Raw genomic sequence first — 20,580 nt, forward strand, 5'->3', positions numbered from 1 at the left:
CGAGGAGGCTGAGGGCAAGCCCCCGGAAAGCGCCCGTCCGGAACGGAGATCAACGGCCTGTTATCCTTCATCTTCAGAGTCAAAGATGAAAAAGACAAAAGGGATGGAATTTAAATCGATTCCCATCCCTTTTGTCTACAGTCTAAACTCCCCGCTAAGCACGGAGTGTTTTTATGTTGTTCAAAGAAGTTTGAATGCTTGGTTGGGTGGAACTGGTTTACTGAAATAGTAGCCTTGGATACGATCTGCTCCGATTTCTTTTAACACATCCAGATGTTCTTTTGTTTCCACCCCTTCCATGACTGTCACTTGACCTAGCCCCGAAGCAATCGAAACAATTCCTCTCAAGACGGATGCAGCTTGCGAGTCAGCACCATCCAAGTCATCCAAAAATGAACGATCCACTTTCAAATATTGAAATGGAAGTAGACTTAGAATCGCTAAAGAAGAATACCCAGTACCAAAATCATCAAGTGCTGTGCTAATTCCGAGATCATTCAACTTTGTCACAGTTTGAAGCGCTTTTTCACTATCTTCTACAACAACCGATTCAGTAATTTCGAATACCAAACTATCCGGGGAAGCTTTTGTTTCTAATAAGATGTCCTGTACTCGAGAAATGAAAGATTCATCCAGAAGTTGCTTTACGGAAACATTCACTGTGACATATAGCTCAGGAAACCCTTCACTCCGCCATTTTGTAACCTGTAATGCCGCCTCTTGAATAATCCAATCCCCAACTTCCAAGATCATCCCCGACTCTTCCAGTAGTGGTATGAACTCTAACGGGCTCACCATACCTAATTTAGGAGATTCCCAGCGGAGTAACGACTCGAAACTTACAATTCTATCTTCTTGGAAACTAAAAATAGGCTGGTAGAAAAGTTTGAATTCTTCTCGATTTAATGCGTCTGAGAGTTCTTTTACGAATAATTTCCTCTCATTATCGAGATGTGCCAGTTCGTCTGTAAAATAGGCGTACGGTACTTCTGTTAAACGACGTGCTTCTTGACAAGCAAAAACGACATCGTGAATGAATTTAGCAGCATTTTCTTTTGACTTAATATCTATATTCCGAATACCTGCGTAAACCCTCAAACAAACAGTTTCATGGTTTACAATTTCAAAAGGTCTCTGGATAAGTTCACATAAGTTAGCCGTTATTTCTTCGGATTGTTTCCTCGTTCTGTATCCAGGGAGCAACACCACAAACTCACCACCTCCGATTCGGTAAGTCATATGCCTTTCAACAAGAGCATCAGAGAGCCTTTTCCCTACTTCCATTAAGATGTAATCACCCATCTCATGGCCTGCCCAGTTATTAATATTTTTGAATTCACGTAAATTTATTAGAATGATCGTGCAAGATTTCTGTTTTTTCCGCTGATAGTAATTAACGTCTTCCTCTAATTTCACGTGGTTCCCTAGCTGGGTGAGGACATCTTGACGAACAGCACGTTGTTGTCTTTTTTCCAGCCTTAACATATATAGATAACTTCCAATCGACGTGAGCAAAACCAAACTTACAATGAATATATAATGCCAACGCTTCGCAGACATCTTTTCCATATCAGGATGACCGGCGGAATCTACTGCGGTTACCCAATCATTCCAAGCCGTCTTGTAAAAAAGGTAATGTGCTGTTTTCTCATCTTCCACTACTACACCAGACGGTGATTTTGCAATTTCATTCAAGATTCGTTTGCTCTTGTGAGTTGAGTCACCTTCCGAAATTTCATCTCCAGATGTATAAACGACTTGCTCGTCTTTTATTAAATAGACCGTTCCGAGTAGGGACGTATCGCTCACGAGACGATGGATAATCTCAGACATGCTAAAGACACCTGAGAGTACACCGATAACTTTGCCGTCTTTGTTTACAGGTACTGAAATTGCGGTTACTTGGAGTTCAGGATTTTGTTCAAACGTAAATAGCTCACTCGTCGTGATATGTCCTGACATCGCGCGTTCAAACGATTCACGCTCTTTCACAAAAAACCGCGAACCATCTGCCGCCATAATTTCTCCGTCCGGGGAGATGAATCCGAGCCCTGCAAAATATGGCATTTTACTATTTTGTTTTTTTAAAAATGATTGCAATTCCTCTTTATCATCCACAACGATAGCTATGTATTTCGCAATAAGCTCCAGTTCCCCAACTCGTTCGTTACCAAAACGATTCGCTTCGTCAGCAACATCGTCCAACAATTCTCCTGTCTCTTTGTAAACCGCTTCGGCCGTTTCACTTCTCTCACTCTTATATTCATTTACAAGAAAAAGCACGGTCACAACGAATACTAATGATAAGATGATCAATGCTAGCGGCTTTTTTGTTGTCCCCATGGTGGTCTCCTATCTTTCATAATAGAGTTCACACAGATCTATTATGGACGTTTTTATATACTCTTCTTGTATATCGTCATTCCTCAAGCAAAACTAAGTAATTTTCAAAAAACAAGAAAAAGACTATGACAAATGTAGTTGTACAATACATTTGTCATAGTCTTTTCTATTTATCCCGTATTTTCTTATGACCCATTTTTGATGAATCGAAATCAGAACCCGCGATCCAGTTCAACGAGACGTCGATAGCGAGCTGAACTTTCAAGTAGTTTTTTGTGTGTACCTTCATCCGATATTTCTCCAGCTTCCAAAAACACAATGTTGTCCATCAGTTCCATCCCCATCAAGTGATGGGTAATCCAGATGACCGTTTTCCCTTTCAGACTTTCAATCATCGTCTGAATGAGGTCGCGTTCTGTTTCAGGGTCAAGTCCTACTGCGGGCTCATCGACGATAACCACAGGAGTGTGATTTAACAAAATCCGAGCGAGCGCAATACGCTGTCGCTCACCTCCTGAGAATCTACGGCCAGCTTCTTCCGTTTGTGTTTGAAGACCATCAGGCAGTTTGCGGAGATAGTCGTCTAAACCGACCTGACGGATCACACGTTCAACTTCCTCCGTTGTAGCAGACGGATTCCCAAGGCGAATATTATTTTCAATCGTCGTTCCAAACAAGTAGGGTTTTTGGTTTAATACGCTCACGACTTGATGAATGTTTTCACCAAATTGTTCTGGCGATCTACCTGCGATCTGAATCATTCCTTCATCAGGCTTCAAGGCGCCTAATAAAAGCTGAACAAACGTCGATTTACCCGCACCACTTTTACCAAGGATCGCCACTCTATCCCCTTGTTTAATCTCAAGGTTCGCTTGTTTCAGGGCTAGTCTTTTTTCCGACTCATATGCATATGACACGCCTTCTACTTGGATATCTACAGTTGACGGAATTTCATCCGCTGTTTCAGATGACTTGAATACTGACTGGGCTGTATTTTCCGTGTGTTGGATACGTGCAAACGACTCGTTGTAAGCAGGAATTCGTTCCACAGCATGTGAAATCGGAATTAACGATTCGATGATTGGAAGTGTAACAAGCGTAAAAGCTGCAATGTAGGTTGGCAAAATCGTACCATCTATCGCCTGCATTCCTGCCCAAACTCCTACCATTACTGTAATGACACCTGAAACCAGGTGTAGTTGGAACGTTCTATTCTGGTCCCGTTTTGCAAGTTCTTTATCTGTTTCATAACTATCATTTCGCTCTGCATTGAATTTACTTAGGAAATCCGAAGTTCTGCTACTGATGAGCCAATCCCGAATTCCGTAAACGGCGTCACCAAGTGTATGATACAACTTCGTATGTTGCTGTTTCGATTTCTGTTGGTGTTTTTTCATCATTACTAATGACAACATCGGATAGACGAACGCAATCACACTCAAACAGAGTCCGATGAACAAACCGAATTTCCAGTCAAACACAGACACGGATACGGTTGCAAATACAAATATGAACAATCCACTTATCGTCGGGAATAGCGTACGGATGTAAACATCTTGTAAATGCTCGATATCATCCGCCAATGTCCCTAGCAAGTCGCCTCGCTTAAAACGTGAGCGGATGAACAACGCTTGTGGTTCTAATGCACGGTATAGGCGCACGCGCATTTCTGACAACACTTTCAATACAGCGTTATGCCCTGTCATTCGTTCCGCATAGCTGAATGCTGCACGAGATAACCCGAACGCACGGACTAAGACAATCGGAACGTACACAAGCAATATGGTTTCTGGACGTTCAGAAGCAGCGGAAATCAAGTACCCTGATGCAAAAATTAGAAGTGCAGCAGACAAGGAAGCGCAAATGCCTAATAGAACAGTAACCGACATTAACTTCCAATACTTACTCATATATGGAGTAACGAAGCTTTTGACGTAGTTCATAGCACCATCCCTTCCCGTTGAGCACGTGCTAATTTGCTGTAGACCCCGTCTTGAGCAGACAGTTCTGCATGAGTTCCTTGTTCAGCAATATGGCCATCTTCCATGACTAGAATCCAGTCCATCTCTTTCATCCAATGCAAACGATGTGTTGCAAAGAACACGAGACGGTCTTCAAGTATAGGGAGTAACAATTGTTTGATTTCATGTTCTGTTTCGATATCTAGATGGGCTGTCGGTTCATCCAACAGCAAGACAGAGGTATCCTCTAACAATGCACGGGCAATCGCAACGCGTTGCTCTTCCCCTCCGGAAAGTGGTCGTCCACCTTGACCAATCATCTCTTCATAGCCATTCGACAGTTCACCGACCAGTTGTTCCAGTCCTGCTGCTTGTGCGGCTTTAAAAACTGTGTCGTCACTTGCTTCTGGATGATAAAAACGAATGTTATTTGCAAGAGTATCTGAGAAAATCGTCGGGTGTTGTGGAATGTATGTCACTTGTTTACGCCAGGAATCTGAAGCAAGTGAATCCACGGACTGCTCTCCGATTTTAAATTCACCACTAGTTGGAGAGGTGAAGCCAGCCAACAAGTCAATTAGTGTAGACTTTCCAGCCCCTGAAGCACCGATAATCCCGACTTTTTGTGCACCTGTCACAGAAAACTGTACATCTTTTGTAATCTCGATGTCATGATCTCCTAGTTTTCCAATAGAGATAGCTGAAAAGTTGCTTGTTTTTGAAACAGCAGGAACGATGACAGCATCTTGTTGAGCGCCCGCTTCTGATTCAGCAAGCAATGCACGAATTTCATCCGCAGCATCTTTTCCATCCATCGTCGCATGGAAATCTGCTCCCAAATCACGAACCGGCAAAAAGTATTCAGGTGCTAAAATTAGTATTACAAGTGCTGCTTCAAGTCCAATTCCTCCATTGATAAGTCTCAATCCAAGTTCAACTGCAACTAATGCAACAGAAAGACTTGAGAAGAAATCCAGTGAGAACGAAGACAAAAATGCATAGCTTAACGAGCGATTCGTTGCAACTCGGTATTTGTCACTCACTTCTTCAATTGCTTTTTCATGAGTTTTACTACGACCTAGAAACTTAAGCGTTTCAATCCCTTGAATGGAGTCCGCAAAGTGTCTCGAGAGTTGACGGTACGTCCCCATTTGGTCGTCAATCTTTTTCTTCGATACAATTCCGATTAAAATTAGAAAAATGATCAAAATCGGCATCACAAGGAAAAGAGTCACGCCAGACATTAAATCGGACGTGACAATATAGAGTAAAATGACCACTGGGATGATTCCCATAGATAACGATCGCGGTATGAACAGTTCCACGTATTTACGGAATTTAGGGACACCTTCTAAGGTAAGGGTCAACAACGAGCCTGAACCTTGTCTTGCTACCATTCCTGTTCCATCCCGTAGGAGCGCCTCAGTGAGCTGGTCTTGGTAAGAGCGAGCAATATCATCCGCAAACTTAAGCGCAACTCGTTCTTTCCCCCATTGGAGGGAATGACGAATCGCATGAGCAACAAAAAACACAACAAGCGATATAACGGTTCCCTTCCATTCTAGCCCATGAAACATCCGGGTAATGGCTGAAGACAAGGAGAGGGCTTGCAGGATGATGAAAGCCGCTTGGACGACTGTCAAAATCCCAACAAGCGCAAAGGTTTTCTTGCTGCCGTTATACCGAAGAAGATGTCGGTCCATCAATGTTCTAGATGCTCCACATCTTCCGTAATCCGTTTACGGAATACATAGTAACTCCAAATTGTATACGCAATAACAATCGGTACCATTGTAAGCGCAACGAACGTCATTAATTTCAACGAATAATCACCAGATGCTGCTGCCCGGATAGTCATGTTGTATGCAGAATCAAGTGAGCTGATCATTACATTCGGGAACAATCCGATGAAGAACGAAGCCATCACCGCAATGAGTGTAATTCCTGTAATTGTGAAACTGAATGCTTCGCGCCCTTTAGCAATTAAATGATGAAGGAACGCATATAATACGAAAACTACTGCAAACAGTGGAATTAGAATCGGTCCTCTGTCCGCAAATGCTTCTGTGTATACAGCTGTTAACGCAACAAACGCAATCATTACGACGCCAGTTGCCCAATAGATCGTAAGGGCAGCTTCTTTTGCACGTGTACGTAGGGATCCTTCTGTTTTCAATGTCACGAATAGCAATCCGTGTAAATATGAGAGAAGCACAAATGCAACTCCGCCCACCACAGTGTAGACATTGACGAAATCAGTGAAACTTGCGTAGATATTCATATCCGCATCTACAGGCATACCTTTCAGCATACTGGAGAATAAGACACCTAATAGGAAAGGTGGCAAAATACTCCCTGCAAAGATAGCCCAATCCCACGTTTTCACCCATTTGTTAGAATTGATCTTCTCTCTAAATTCAAAGGCAACTCCACGAGCGATCAGTGCCATTAGCAACACGACAAACGGTAAGTAATACCCACTGAAAACCGTTGCATACCAATGAGGAAACGCAGCGAACATCGCTCCACCTGCTGTAATAAGCCAAACTTCGTTAGCATCCCAGACAGGTCCAATTGTATGAATCAACATTTTTTTATCTGTTTCATTTTTAGCCAGGAACTTCAAACTCATACCAACACCGAAGTCAAATCCTTCTAGAAATATAAACCCTATGAACAACACAGCGATTAGCACAAACCATAACTCACTTAGAGCCATTAGACACGCCTCCTACATTAAACGGATCTGTAACGGATACGTCTTTTTGCTTACGCTCTTCAGGTCCGCGTTGAATGACCTTCACAAATAATATAACCATAATGATCCCGAGGATCGCATAGATTGTTGAGAAAGAAATCAGTGAGAACAAAATCTGTCCCGCTGAAACGTTAGGAGACACACCATCAGCAGTCTTCATGAGACCATTGACGACCCATGGTTGACGGCCGATTTCTGACATGATCCAACCGAACGAGTTCCCGATGAACGGTAGGAAAATGACTGGAATCATCACTTTCAAATACCAAGTAGTCGCAGCAATCTTTTTGCGGAATAACAAGAACAAACCAAGTAGACTCGCTACAACTAATGCTCCACCTGTTCCTGCCATGATACGGAAGCTCCAGAATGTTGTTTTTACTGGAGGAATGTAATCTCCCTCACCATACTTCTCAATCATTTGCTTTTCTAGACTTTCCATTCCTAACACTTTACCTGAAAACTCATTATAAGATAGGTAGCTCAGCAAGTAAGGGATTTCGATACGACCTGTGGTTACCCGATTTTCTGTATCGATATTTGCAATTACTGTCCAAGCTGCAGGATCACCACTATCTTGCCAAAGTCCCTCTGCTGCCGCCATTTTCATTGGCTGTGCATGCATTAAATACTGTGCTTGAGCATGACCAGTGAACGCAAGACCTAATCCACCTACAAGCCCCACGAGCAAACCAATTCCGATAGATTTCTTAAAGAAATCAACTTGACGCTTCTTAACAAGATAGAACGCACTTACTCCGACGACGAAGAATGCTCCTGTAGCAATACTTCCGAAAATGGTATGCGGGAACGCAACCCACAGTTTTTCGTTTGTAAGAAGTGCTACAATGTCGTTCATTTCTGCGCGGCCATTTTGAATCACATAACCAACTGGATTTTGCATGAACGAATTCGCTGCTAAGATCCAAAATGCTGATAGGATCGTTCCTATTGAAACTAGCCATATTGAAGCTAAGTGAAGTTTCTTAGATAATTTTTGCGCGCCGAAGATCCAAATTCCAATAAAAGTAGACTCCAAGAAAAACGCGAGCAAAGCTTCTACTGCTAACGGTGCACCAAAGATGTCACCAACGAATCTGGAATATGTCGACCAATTCATCCCAAATTGGAATTCCTGGAAAATCCCTGTTACGACTCCAATTGCAAAGTTTATGAGGAAAAACACACTCCAAAACTTTGTCATTTTCATATAAATCTCTTTCTTTTTAACAACGTAGAGCGTTTGCATGATCGCTATGATCAGTGCCAATCCGATAGACAACGGGACAAATATAAAGTGAAACAATGTTGTCGATGCGAACTGGATTCGTGAAAGTAAAACCTCTTCCATCTCTACCTCTCCCCTCAATCTCAATCTGTCTCCATTATAAATTAAACGCTAAAATACTTTGTGAGCAATTAGCGTATGAACTGTTACAAACCTCAAAACTTCAGGGGGTTTTCAAGGTCTAATGTTGAAATGTTGTCACAAGGTACGTTTTTCACAGAAATCATCACCAAAAAATAGAATTCTTGTAACTCCAACTATCTGTTAATAATAACTTTTCCTTAACAATAATGATTCTAAACAAAATGCTAGCTATCTAAGAAACCCTCTGCTATAGTTAACTTACAGTTTCACAAACCATTACATAGGAGGAATATACATGAATAATAATGAGAATGGATCTCGAAATAAGTTAACAACTGCTGCAGGTGCTCCTGTAGTTGATAATCAAAATTCTATGTCTGCAGGTCCAAGAGGCCCTCTACTTCTTCAAGATGTATGGCTCATTGAAAAGCTTGCTCACTTCGATCGGGAAGTCATTCCTGAACGCCGCATGCACGCAAAAGGATCAGGTGCATACGGTACCTTTACTGTAACGAATGACATTACGAAGTACACGAAAGCAAAAATCTTCTCAGAAGTCGGGAAGAAAACAGAGATGTTTGCGCGATTTTCAACGGTTGCAGGTGAACGTGGTGCAGCGGACGCAGAACGTGACATCCGAGGGTTTTCATTGAAATTCTATACAGAAGAAGGAAACTGGGATATGGTCGGAAATAACACGCCTGTCTTCTTCTTTAGAGATCCACTCCAATTTCCGGATCTGAATCACGCGGTTAAGCGTGATCCACGCACCAACTTAAGAAGCGCAACAAACAATTGGGATTTCTGGACATCACTACCGGAAGCACTTCATCAAATCACGATTTTGATGAGCGAACGTGGAATCCCACGGACATATCGTCATATGCACGGTTTTGGTAGCCATACCTATAGCTTTATCAGCCCAGACAACGAGCGTTACTATGTAAAATTCCATTTCCGCTCACAGCAAGGAATCGAAAACCTGACCGATGAGGAAGCAAGCAAAACAATCGCAACAGATCGTGAAAGCCATCAGCGCGATTTACTTCTCAGTATCGACAATGGCGATTTCCCGAAATGGAAAATGTACGTTCAAGTGATGACTGAAGAGGAAGCAGCAAATATGCCTTACAACCCGTTTGACTTAACAAAAGTTTGGTACAAAGGCGACTTCCCTCTTATCGAAGTTGGTGAGTTTGAATTGAACAGAAATCCAGAAAACTACTTTGCAGAAGTAGAACAAGCAGCATTCACTCCAGCAGCAGTCGTTCCAGGAATCAGTTTTTCACCAGACAAGATGTTGCAAGCACGTCTTTTCTCTTATGGCGATGCACAGCGTTACCGTCTAGGTGTCAATCACCACCAAATTCCAGTAAATGCGCCAAAATGTCCCTTCCATAGTTTCCATCGTGATGGCCAAATGCGTGTAGATGGCAATCATGGTAGCAGAACTTCATACGAGCCGAACAGTGTCGGTGAATGGCAAGAACAACCTGATTTCAGAGAACCTCCATTGAAATTGCATGGTGCTGCAGATCACTGGAATTTCCGAGAAGATGATGATGATTACTTCACACAACCAGGAAAACTCTTCAATCTTATGGATGATGAACAAAAACAACTGCTATTCAGAAATACAGCGGATAACATGGGCGATGCACCAAAAGAAATTAAAATCAGACACATCAAACACTGTCATTTCGCAGATCCAGCTTATGGAGAAGGTGTTGCGAAAGCACTCGAGATCTCTATGGAAGACGTGCTTGTCAACTAAGCGTTTGAGTTAGTTCATCATATAAAAAAAGAACGTACAGGGATTTAGAAATCCTCTGTACGTTCTTTTTTCATTTGTGTAATTCAGAAACAGTGACAAATTTATATCCTTGGCTTTGTAAATATGCCATAACACTATCCAATCCATCTGCTGTTGACTGATGGATATCGTGCATTAAAACAGTGCTTCCATCATTAGTCGCCTTTTTCACTTCTTCAAGTAGCTTATTAGCATCCCGATACTTCCAATCTAGCGTGTCCACATTCCATAATGTGATCGGTGGGATGGTTTGCTTGCTCAACTGCTCCGTATATGCACCATATGGAGGTCGGAAAACAGTCGGCTTCTCCCCAGTCACTTTTTGAATGATAGAAGTGGTACGATTAATCTCCTCTAAAGCCTTTGGTAATGGCATTTTGCTTAAATCGGGGTGATTCCAAGAATGATTCCCAACCTCATGCCCTGCTGCTTTCACAGCTTTAGCCGTCTCAGGATAATATTCTACTCGACTTCCCAGCATGAAGAACGTCGCTTTCGCATCATACTTTTTTAACGTATCCAGTATTTGAATTGTCGTTTTAGGATCTGGACCATCATCGAATGTAAGTGCGATTCTCTTCTCATTTGGTTCCTCTGCTTGAGGTGGTGCAGTTTCTCCACCTGCTTGCTGATCATCTTTAGTTCCATCATTTTTAGAGCTATTATCCTTATCTTTTATATCCTCAGAATTCTCTTTCTTAGTAGTACCAGGTTTGTTCACTTGATCGCTACCAGCTTGAGGTGCCTTAGCTACTTGAAATTCCGGTTTTAACAAGTCATTCATTTCTTTGATGGGAATTGTTACAATCTGCGGTCCGGCCTTTCCATTTTTCAATGAGCCTCTTTCGAAGTAGAATACCATGGACTCCTCGGTAAATGCATAGTTTTCATAGTTTTGCCATTCGGGTTCCGTACGAATCTGCATTTTGTCACTGATCAATCCGTCGTTTAGTTTGTCTGTTTGTTGGATCGTTTTTCTGACCCGCTCTGTTATTTTTTGCAAAGTACTTGGGTCTTCCTTGAAAATAGTTTGTATATTAAGCTGCTCGCCTGTTTTTGAATTCAAGTGGAACGACTCAATTTCTGAAAGCCGTTTACTTCCTTGTAGAGACTGGTTATTCATTAATACAAAAGAATAGTTCCCTTTCTTATCTACATGCGTTTCATATGAAATGTTCAATTCGCTTTTTCTTTTGTTATCTTCTATTTTCACATCACGAATCGCTTCTAAATAGTTTTTCTTCGCTTGTTTGATATACGTAACCACATTATCATTAAAGTCTTCATTTTTACTTAGTGGGTATTGAACTGCATATTTTCCTAATGGGTCATTTGAGGTTTCAGTAACGATTTTAATACCATCGTATTTGGAGTCTGACTTGTCCACAACAACCTTATCTTTGTCGGATGCTGGACTTTGTGCAGATTTCAATTGATTGTCAGAACTTCCTTTTGAAAAAACTAGCAGAATGGCTGTCATTGCTAAAAATACTATAATTGTTGTCAGCAATACATCGATTAATTTAAATCTTCCGTTTCCGAACGTTTTCTTCATAACTGTAAAACCCCTTCATACGCATACTTCCAAGTAATTAACGTCATCAAATTCAACAGAATTTCATTTCCATGGTAAAATCTAGTTTCTATATCTATACTAAATATTAGTACAAAAGTTGATAGATTACAATTGTTTCTAGTCGAATTTTGTTCACTTCTTCAGATTCGATTTTTGTGATATACTGTCATTGTCCCGGATCTTGCAAATGCGGGTTGCTTTTATGTGTAAAAAACTGTAATTGCACCGGGCCGACTGTTTTACCCTATTGCAAAGTGAAAAAACAGAAGGTGGTTAGGACCATGGAAAAAGAAAATTATCGAGTATTGCTGTTTTACAAGTACGTTCAAATTGAAGATCCCGAGACATTCGCTGCGGAGCATCTCCAGTTTTGTAAGGAAACCGGCTTAAAAGGCAGAATTTTAGTTGGTGAAGAAGGTATTAATGGAACTTGCTCAGGTACTATCGCACAAACAGATGCGTATATGGACCATATGAAGAGTGATCCACGTTTTGAAGACCTTTGGTTTAAAATAGATGATTCAGAAGGACATGCATTCAAAAAAATGCACGTGCGTCCACGTAAAGAAATCGTCAATTTAAGCTTGGAAGATGATGTGAATCCTTTAGAAACTACAGGAACTTATCTTGCTCCCGACGAATTCTTAGAACAGATGCAAGAAGAAAACACAGTCGTCATTGATGCGCGTAATGACTATGAATATGATCTAGGTCATTTTCGCGGCGCCATCCGACCAGACATTGAAAACTTCCGTGATTTACCTGATTGGGTTCGGGAAAACAAAGAACAGCTTGAAGGTAAGAAAGTTCTTGCCTATTGCACAGGTGGAATTCGCTGTGAGAAATTCACAGGTTGGTTGAAGCGTGAAGGATTTGAAGACGTAGGACAGTTACACGGTGGAATCGTCACATACGGTAAAGATCCAGTTGCGAAAGGCCAATTATGGGACGGACAATGCTACGTATTTGATGAGCGAATTGCAGTGCCTGTAAACCAAGTCGAGCACGTGATTGTCGGCCGCGATCACTTTGATGGTTCACCATGTGAGCGCTATGTAAACTGTGCGAATCCTGAATGTAACGCGAAAATTCTTTGCTCAGAAGAAAACGAACACATGTATTTGCGTAGTTGTTCAGACGAATGCCGTACACATCCACGTAACCGGTATTTTGTTGAACACGACCTCACTAAAGAAGAGTTCAACAATCGGTTGGCAAAGATTGAAGCTCACCGTGCTGAAACACACGTTTCATAATGAATGAAAATGGCGCATAGACGGCACCATCCGACTATGCGTTTTTCTATGCCTGAATCTCTCCTTACTTGTAGTTAGAATAGGAACATTTCCATTCTAAGTTACGTCATAGATTCAAGCACTAAATTGGAGGATGCATAAATGGAATGGAAAAATATTTATAGAGGATTCTTAATGGGTATAAGTGATTTAATACCCGGAGTAAGCGGAGGAACTATTGCTTTTATGTTAGGGATTTATGACCGTTTGCTCATTTCAATCAGCGGCATTTTCAGTAAAGATTGGCGGAAACATATCGGCTTCCTATTGCCTCTTGCAATTGGAATGGGTATGACGTTATTACTGTTTAGCCGAGTAATCGAATTCTTATTAGCAAATTACAATGCTCCCACGCAGTTCTTTTTCATGGGGTTAATTATCGGTATTCTACCTTTCATGGCCAAACAAGCAAAAATAAAATCCACATTTAAAGCATGGCATTATGTTGTCTTACTGGTTGTGGGTGTGTTATTAGCGATGACTGCATTCATTGCACCTGCTGATACATCGATCATTACATCATTGACGCCAACTACTACAGTCGTATTATTTCTTTCTGGCTGGGCTGCGAGCACTGCGATGCTATTGCCAGGGATTAGTGGTTCCTTTGTACTTCTATTGCTCGGTATGTATTCAACAGCAATTGGAGCATTATCCGACTTCAACATCCCTATCATCATTGTAATTGGATTAGGTGTTGTTTTAGGTTTTGTCATTAGCAGCAAAATTATCCATTATCTGCTCCACCAACACGCAACATTGACCTTTGCGAGTATTATCGGTCTCATCGTCGGTTCTATTTTCGTCATTTACCCAGGTGTTCCTGAAAGTGGTACTCCGTTTGTTATGAGCGCGGTTGCACTAATTATGGGACTACTTGTCTCAAATTTGTTCAGCCCACCTGAGACAGATTCTAAAACGAAGTAAACAAAAGCCCAGAAGACAGTTCTTCTGGGCTTTTGTTTGTTCAATTATGAAAATACACTTGTACTATGCAAAGGTTGCACTCGAGCTTTTGGATCAAGGTAGGCTTTCGCATTATTCACAGCGATTGGTGCTTCACCAAGTCCAACAGCAATTAGTTTCACTTTTCCATCGTAGTTGGTCACATCTCCTGCTGCGTAAATACCTTCTATGTTCGTTTCCATTCGTGTATTTACAACGATAGAATTCTTATCCATCTCAAGACCCCACTCTTTAATAGGTCCAAGAGATGAGATATTTCCGTAGTTGACGATGACATGATCCATCGGCAAAATTTCTTCAGTACCATCTTTGTGAACGATTTGTACTTCCTTCACCTTACCGTCTTCCCCACGCAACGATTTAACAGAGCGGGATGTCAGGACATTCACCTTGGAATCCATTAATTGGTTAACACTTGTTTCATGTGCTGTGAAACGTTCGCGACGATGCACAAGTGTTACGTTTTCAGCAATGTCTTCAAGCATGAGTGCCCAGTCAACCGCTGAGTCACCTCCACCACATACAAGGACGTTATGGTCTTTGAACATCGCTAAATCTTTGATGCCATAGTGCAAGCTTGTATTTTCAAAATGGACTTCCTCTTCGATTCCGATTTTACGTGGTTGGAATGCACCAATTCCAGCAGTCAACAAAATTGTTCTTGTTAAGTGCTCCCCTTTGTCTGTCTTCAATACAAAGTGATCACCATCGCGTGTCGCTGACAGTGCAGCTTCACCTAGAAGAATTTCCGGTTTTGAATGATGTGCCTGAGTGACCAAGTTAGCAACAAGGTCTTTCGCAAGAATTTTCGGGAATCCTCCGACATCATAAATATATTTATCAGGATATAGCTCGATTAGTTGTCCTCCTAATTGAGGTAAGCTATCGATGATTTTTACTGACATTTCCCGCATACCTGCATAGAAAGAAGCAAAAAGACCTGTTGGCCCTCCGCCAATGATTGTAATATCGACGATTTCTCGTTCCATAGTAAACACTCCATTACTGAAAATTTTGTAGAAACTCCGGACGTTTTTGTTAGGAAGACGTCCCACCATTCGGTTCTACGTTTATTATCCTCTATTTCAAATAGAATTTCACGTTATTTGAACGAATTCAATACTTTTTTACTGATTATTTGTCGTTTCTTCTACTTTTTCTGCATTCTCTCTGCAAAACGCAAGGACTTCTTGGATTTCTTCCTCTTCCAACTCAAAATCCAATGCTTGCTCTGTACCTTTTTTAAAGAAGTAAGTTCCTGTAATCTTGTCCTCTTCACCATCCACAACATAGATTGTTCGGATTCCTGCAGCATCTTCTTCTAATAATTCGTCTTCTTCATCGAACTCTAAAAATAGATGGAATTCATAACGTTTCCCTGTGAGGATACCTGTCGGGTCTTTCAATTCTGAAACTGTATACTGTGTAATATTCATAAGTAATTTGTATTCCCTTCTTCAATCAATTTAAGACTCGTTCATGCGTACGTGCTCTCATCATACCATGAGAACTCTGTCCAGGATACATTTACACTTCATCCGATAAAATTGCTCATTGGAGAGGTAACTTTTTTGCATTTTCTAAGATTTTCAGGAACAATAGAGTAGAAGAAATATTACTACTAGAGTGGGGGAAAATTATGATTACGTTTGACGAATACCAGTACGCTCGTCCTGATATGGAAGACATCAAAAAAGAATTCACCGAACTTTTAAACGAATTTCACGAATCTGATTCTTATGAAACCCAAAACGCAGTGATTGAGAAAATCAATGCAATCGGAAATGACTATTCGACTCAATCGAATCTTGCTTACATCCGATCTTCCATCGACACAAATGATGAATACTACCAGCAAGAGCGCGATTATTTCGATGAAATCAGCCCTGAATTCCAAGGGCTCTCTACGGAATTTTACAAAGCGTTGATAACTTCCAAGTTCCGTGCGGAGCTAGAAGAGAAATGGGGTTCCCAACTATTTGATTTAGCGGAAAATTCCATAAAAGAGTTTTCACCTGAAGTGATGCCTCTGCTTCAGCAAGAAAACAAGCTGACTTCAGAGTATGCAAAACTTGTTGCTTCAGCGCAAATCGAATTTGACGGGAAAGAGTTGACACTCGCTCAATTAGGTCCCTACATGGAGTCTACTGATCGCTCTGTTCGTAAAAACGCAATGAACGCTCAGTATTCATTCTATGAGAAAAACGCTGAAAAGTTTGATGACATTTATGATCGTCTCGTTAAACTACGTGATGAAATTGCCAAGAAATTAGGATTTAATACGTTTACTGAACTAGGATATGTACGGATGTCCCGTGTTGGATATGATGCTGAGATGGTAAAGAATTTCCGCGACCAAGTTCGTGACTACATCGTACCGGTTGCCAACAAGTTATATGATCGACAGGCAGCTCGAATCGGTGTCGATAACCTCAAGTTCTACGATCAGTCACTCGATTTCCTAACGGGTAATGCAGTTCCACAAGGATCTCCAGATTGGATTATTGAACAAGGTAAGGAAATGTATAGAGAACTGTCACATGAAACAGATGAGTTCTTTACGTATATGACAGAAAAGAATTTGCTCGATCTTGTTGCAAAAAAAGGCAAAGAAGCTGGTGGCTATTGTACGTTCATCGATAATTATGATTCTCCGTTCATCTTCTCGAACTTTAATGGAACGTCTGGCGATATCGATGTGCTCACTCACGAAGCTGGACATGCATTCCAAGTCTATTCAAGTCGTAACATCGGCATTCCTGAATATGTTTGGCCAACGAGCGAAGGTGCGGAAGTTCACTCTATGAGTATGGAATTCTTTACATGGCCATGGATGGAGCTGTTCTTCAATGAGCAAACTGATAAATATAAGTTCTCTCATTTAAGCAGTGGACTCCTTTTCTTACCTTATGGTGTTGCTGTAGATGAATTCCAGCACGAAGTGTATAACAATCCTCAGATGACTCCAGCTGAGCGTAAAGCAGCGTGGAAGCGGATAGAGAGCATTTACTTACCAAAACGTGATTATGATGGTAACGAGTATTTAGAAAGCGGTGGCATTTGGCAGCGCCAAGCTCACATTTACGAAATCCCGTTTTACTACATCGATTATACGTTAGCACAAATATGTGCATTCCAATTTTGGAAAAAAGATCGTGAAGATCATGAATCTGCATGGAATGATTACGTCCGTCTATGTAAACTCGGTGGCTCCAAGTCATTCACGGAATTGGTCAAAGAAGCGAACTTGATCACTCCTTTTGAAGATGGTTGCGTTGAATCGGTTGTCGGCACCATCGAAGAGTGGTTGGATTCTGTCGATGATAAAGCTCTATAAGAGGAAAGTATAACCGTATTGAATTGCTTATTAACATTCCTAACTATACAAAGAGGCTCGTTATCTCCTTGTGGATGATAACGAGCTGTTTAGATTATACTGTGAACACGATTTTACCGAACTGAGTGCTGTCTTCAAGCATACTAAACCCTTCTAGTGCATCTTCTAGTGGCATAGTGCGATCAATCACAGGTCGAATGTTATGCTCTTTTGAGAAAGCAAGCATCTCTCTCAACTCATCGCGACTTCCCATCATCGAGCCGATGATCTCTTGTTGGTTATTGAAAAGTTCACGTAAATCCAAGTCGATTACGTCTTCAGTGGTTGCACCGAACACAACTAATCGTCCACCCTTTTTCAAACATGCGAGAGAACGATTAAATGTGGCTTTTCCTACACTTTCGATGACGAGGTCTATTGTTTCATCCTTCAACACTTCGTTCCAATCTGCATTTGTATCGATTGCGCGATCCGCTCCAAGTTTCAAAGCATGTGCTCTCTTTTCTTCACTTCTTGAAGTGACAATAACACGGGCACCGATTGCTTTTGCAAATTGGATAATGAATGTAACAACTCCACTCCCCGCTCCCGGAACCAATACAGTGTCATCTTTTTTTACTTTTCCACGCGTCACAAGTGCACGAAAGCCTGTCAGACCTGCTAATGCGATACTTGCTGACTCTTCCCATGTCAAGTAGGCCGGGCGGGGTTCTAGTTGTTCCTGTGATAGGACAATTTTTTCTGAAAAGGTTCCATCATCAGGCATCCCCAGTGGACCAAATCCTTCAGGAGAACCATCACTTTTTTCAAACCAGTTAAGAGACGGGTTGACCAAAACTTCATCACCAACTGACCATTTTGTAACTCCCTCTCCAACTGACTCGACCACCCCTGCACCATCAGACCCTAGGATTAGGTCATGTCCTTTGTTATCTCTTCTAGCTGGTATGTATAGGTCTCTTCTATTTAGTCCGGCAGTTTTGATAGCCACTACAACTTCTCCGCTTTTTGCAAAAGGTGTGGGCATTTCTCCTAATCTAAGTCCATTGTCTCCATGAATAATCGCTTTCACTGTCAACTTCCTTCCTATCATATAATTGTTCGAATCTTCCGGTTACCACCTCATCATATCGTATTTCAGAGAAAAGCCAAAATAAAAAACACAATAGCCATGAAGGTCCATTGTGTTTCGTTCCCTTATTTTGCTTCAGGTGTTTTTTGAAGACGGCACTTCAATTTTGCGAGTTCAAGTAATTCAAGGACGTCTTTTTTAGGTAGGTCCGTTAGTAAATTAAGTAATTCACGTTCAGCAAGACGGCGTCCTTTACCACTACGGTAACGATTTTTGTTACTTGCGTCTAATTGCGTATAAAGGATATTTGTTTCGTCATCCTGTTCATCTGAAAACCCATCAACAGTGATTGTTTCGCGTAATCTTTCATATAATGACTCTGCACTAGCAGTATTCGCTTGTTTAAAAGCAGAAGACTTTTTTGAGTCACCAAGAATAAGCTCGTCCGTTGATATATTAAATCGCTCAGAGATTTTTGCAACCCATGCTGCTGATGGTGCGTTTTTTCCTTTTTCCCAATCTTTAATACGGCTGGCTGATGTCCCGATAGCAGCACCAAACGCCATCATGGATAAACCTCTTTGCTCTCTTAGTTCCTTTAACCTAATACCAAATCCTTCTTTACTCCAGTCGTTCACAAAAAATCCTCCTCTAATATCTAGTATTACTATTATTTTTCATTTCTTGGTATTTGTCAATCTTTTATTTATTAATAAAAAGGTAGTATCATATATGGCTTTCCTTAGGGAAACATCTATTTCAATATCCTGTTTTTTGTCTTTCATAATTTTTCTCATTCTTTTCAATGTACGCATCGTAGATTTCTTTCAACGAAAATCCAAGCTTTTCAGCAAGCGTTCCATACTGATTCCAAAGACCCGTATATGTAGCCATATCTGGATGTTGGCCGAATTCAAGTACTGCTTGATTGGTTTTAAGGAATGTTGTTGTTAGAGAATCGGATGAAGTGTCAAAGCGCCACTCATTGAAATTCGTCAAGTCCTTGACAATCCCTAACGATAAGAGAAAATGAATGGAATCTACATATTCTTCTAGCACAACAGAACGAGCAGAGGAACCCTTTAAGCTCCAAAACTTAAAGCATCTCGTTTCATTTGCCAACTCAGAAAGTTCGACAAGCAATGCGAGGACTTTGTCTTCAAAAAGGTTTCTTCCTGTAAGATCGTGTTGCGCCTGTATGTATGAATCGAGCTCTTGTTGCATGTGAAATAATTTGTTCATATCCAATGAGATTGCCCCCTATCGTATTATTTTGACCATTGTTAAAAGAATTGCTTTATAACCGGCATTTGAAGTCCCGTGAGATAGAGGATGATTACAACATCAATCATGGCCAGCATTAGAAATCCTACACGGAAATTAGTATGAAGCGTTTTATGACGAAATACTTGCATCCCAAAATAAGCGCCTATTCCGCCACCGAATATCGCAAGTAGCCACAAATTCTTTTCAGATACACGACTTTTTTTCCGCTTGGCTTGTCGTTTGTCATAACCCATCGTAATAAATGCCCATATGGACAAAAATACGATCCACTCGATTCCTAGTGTCTCCATAAAAAACTCTCCTCACTCTTACTTGTCGGTTATATTTCTAAAACCTTTACAACAATCCTCGAAAGATTTCTAACAAAAAAACGTCACAGTCCCATTCAAATCGGGACCGTGACGTTCAGGAAATCAATTATTTAGAAAGTGATTTCTTAGCTGTCTCAGCAAATTGAGCAAATGCAGCTGCATCTGTTACTGCAAGATCAGCAAGCATTTTACGGTTAACGTCAATACCAGCAACTTTAAGACCGTGCATAAGTGTGCTGTAAGACATACCATTTACACGAGCTGCCGCGTTGATACGTGTGATCCAAAGTCTACGGAAGTCCCGTTTCTTCTGGCGACGGTCACGGTAAGCATAGTTCAATGATTTCATGACTTGTTGGTTTGCTACTCGGTAGAGACGGTGTTTAGAACCAAAATACCCTTTTGCTAATTTCAATACTCGATTACGACGCTTGCGCGTCACTGTTCCACCTTTTACGCGTGGCATAGTTCATTACCTCCTGCTATTCC

17 protein-coding genes are annotated in these 20,580 nt (G+C 41.2%); 4 read left to right on the forward strand and 13 right to left on the reverse strand.

What is annotated here, in order from left to right:
- Positions 1 to 180: 180 nt before the first annotated feature.
- The 5 genes from N693_RS0105110 to N693_RS0105130 form a co-directional block, all read right to left on the reverse strand.
- Positions 181 to 2,343: an EAL domain-containing protein gene (locus tag N693_RS0105110; protein ID WP_025783729.1), complete on the reverse strand. Its 2,163-nt coding sequence runs from the start codon at positions 2,341 to 2,343 to the stop codon at positions 181 to 183.
- A 212-nt stretch (positions 2,344 to 2,555) separates the two neighbouring features.
- Positions 2,556 to 4,286: a thiol reductant ABC exporter subunit CydC gene (gene cydC, locus N693_RS0105115; RefSeq protein WP_025783730.1), complete on the reverse strand. Its 1,731-nt coding sequence runs from the start codon at positions 4,284 to 4,286 to the stop codon at positions 2,556 to 2,558.
- Entirely contained in the window at positions 4,283 to 6,007 is a 1,725-nt protein-coding gene (gene cydD, locus N693_RS0105120) for a thiol reductant ABC exporter subunit CydD (RefSeq protein WP_025783731.1), read from the reverse strand. Before cydD ends, cydC begins: the two co-directional genes overlap by 4 nt.
- Positions 6,007 to 7,023 (reverse strand): cytochrome d ubiquinol oxidase subunit II, encoded by a 1,017-nt coding sequence (cydB, locus tag N693_RS0105125; RefSeq protein ID WP_025783732.1) that lies wholly within the window; start codon positions 7,021 to 7,023, stop codon positions 6,007 to 6,009. The genes cydD and cydB overlap by 1 nt, the downstream gene beginning before the upstream one ends.
- The gene (locus N693_RS0105130; RefSeq protein ID WP_025783733.1) at positions 7,010 to 8,413 is read right to left on the reverse strand and encodes a cytochrome ubiquinol oxidase subunit I; all 1,404 of its coding nucleotides are present in this window, start codon (positions 8,411 to 8,413) and stop codon (positions 7,010 to 7,012) included. The genes cydB and N693_RS0105130 overlap by 14 nt, the downstream gene beginning before the upstream one ends.
- Before the next feature lie 316 nt (positions 8,414 to 8,729).
- On the opposite strand from N693_RS0105130, the gene N693_RS0105135 reads away from it, so the two are divergent.
- The gene (locus N693_RS0105135) at positions 8,730 to 10,208 is read left to right on the forward strand and encodes a catalase (RefSeq protein WP_025783734.1); all 1,479 of its coding nucleotides are present in this window, start codon (positions 8,730 to 8,732) and stop codon (positions 10,206 to 10,208) included.
- 70 nt (positions 10,209 to 10,278) lie between these two features.
- On the opposite strand, the gene N693_RS20555 is transcribed toward N693_RS0105135, so the two are convergent.
- The gene (locus N693_RS20555; protein ID WP_037592781.1) at positions 10,279 to 11,802 is read right to left on the reverse strand and encodes a polysaccharide deacetylase family protein; all 1,524 of its coding nucleotides are present in this window, start codon (positions 11,800 to 11,802) and stop codon (positions 10,279 to 10,281) included.
- A gap of 302 nt (positions 11,803 to 12,104) precedes the next feature.
- Here N693_RS20555 and N693_RS0105145 point away from each other — a divergent pair, with 302 nt between their 5' ends.
- Both N693_RS0105145 and N693_RS0105150 read left to right on the forward strand, forming a co-directional pair.
- Entirely contained in the window at positions 12,105 to 13,079 is a 975-nt protein-coding gene (locus N693_RS0105145; protein WP_025783735.1) for a rhodanese-related sulfurtransferase, read from the forward strand.
- Positions 13,080 to 13,220: 141 nt separating this feature from the next.
- A complete protein-coding gene (locus tag N693_RS0105150; protein ID WP_025783736.1) occupies positions 13,221 to 14,045 on the forward strand; it encodes a DUF368 domain-containing protein in 825 nt (274 codons plus the stop codon).
- Between the two features lie 44 nt (positions 14,046 to 14,089).
- Here N693_RS0105150 and N693_RS0105155 read toward each other — a convergent pair whose 3' ends face one another.
- Both N693_RS0105155 and N693_RS0105160 read right to left on the reverse strand, forming a co-directional pair.
- Complete coding sequence (locus tag N693_RS0105155) at positions 14,090 to 15,073, reverse strand: NAD(P)/FAD-dependent oxidoreductase (RefSeq protein WP_025783737.1); 984 nt, start codon at positions 15,071 to 15,073, stop codon at positions 14,090 to 14,092.
- 138 nt (positions 15,074 to 15,211) lie between these two features.
- On the reverse strand, positions 15,212 to 15,520 hold the full coding sequence (locus tag N693_RS0105160) for a DUF6509 family protein (RefSeq protein ID WP_025783738.1): 309 nt from the start codon (positions 15,518 to 15,520) through the stop codon (positions 15,212 to 15,214).
- A 203-nt stretch (positions 15,521 to 15,723) separates the two neighbouring features.
- Here N693_RS0105160 and N693_RS0105165 point away from each other — a divergent pair, with 203 nt between their 5' ends.
- Positions 15,724 to 17,421 carry a M3 family oligoendopeptidase gene (locus N693_RS0105165; RefSeq protein WP_025783739.1) on the forward strand — a complete coding sequence of 566 codons (1,698 nt, stop codon included), beginning with the start codon at positions 15,724 to 15,726 and terminating at the stop codon, positions 17,419 to 17,421.
- Between the two features lie 94 nt (positions 17,422 to 17,515).
- Here the strand turns inward: N693_RS0105165 and N693_RS0105170 are convergent, their stop codons facing one another.
- The 5 genes from N693_RS0105170 to rplT form a co-directional block, all read right to left on the reverse strand.
- Complete coding sequence (locus N693_RS0105170; protein ID WP_025783740.1) at positions 17,516 to 18,493, reverse strand: zinc-binding dehydrogenase; 978 nt, start codon at positions 18,491 to 18,493, stop codon at positions 17,516 to 17,518.
- Between the two features lie 125 nt (positions 18,494 to 18,618).
- The gene (locus N693_RS19615; protein ID WP_025783741.1) at positions 18,619 to 19,131 is read right to left on the reverse strand and encodes a helix-turn-helix domain-containing protein; all 513 of its coding nucleotides are present in this window, start codon (positions 19,129 to 19,131) and stop codon (positions 18,619 to 18,621) included.
- 121 nt (positions 19,132 to 19,252) lie between these two features.
- On the reverse strand, positions 19,253 to 19,735 hold the full coding sequence (locus N693_RS0105180; protein WP_371257547.1) for a dUTP diphosphatase: 483 nt from the start codon (positions 19,733 to 19,735) through the stop codon (positions 19,253 to 19,255).
- A 41-nt stretch (positions 19,736 to 19,776) separates the two neighbouring features.
- Complete coding sequence (locus N693_RS0105185) at positions 19,777 to 20,070, reverse strand: DUF1294 domain-containing protein (RefSeq protein WP_025783743.1); 294 nt, start codon at positions 20,068 to 20,070, stop codon at positions 19,777 to 19,779.
- A gap of 127 nt (positions 20,071 to 20,197) precedes the next feature.
- Positions 20,198 to 20,557, reverse strand: coding sequence for a 50S ribosomal protein L20 (gene rplT, locus N693_RS0105190; RefSeq protein ID WP_025783744.1), 360 nt, complete (start codon positions 20,555 to 20,557; stop codon positions 20,198 to 20,200).
- Between the last annotated feature and the right edge of the window lie 23 nt (positions 20,558 to 20,580).

The sequence above is a fragment of the Sporosarcina sp. D27 genome (assembly GCF_000586555.1).
Lineage (GTDB): Bacteria > Bacillota > Bacilli > Bacillales_A > Planococcaceae > Sporosarcina.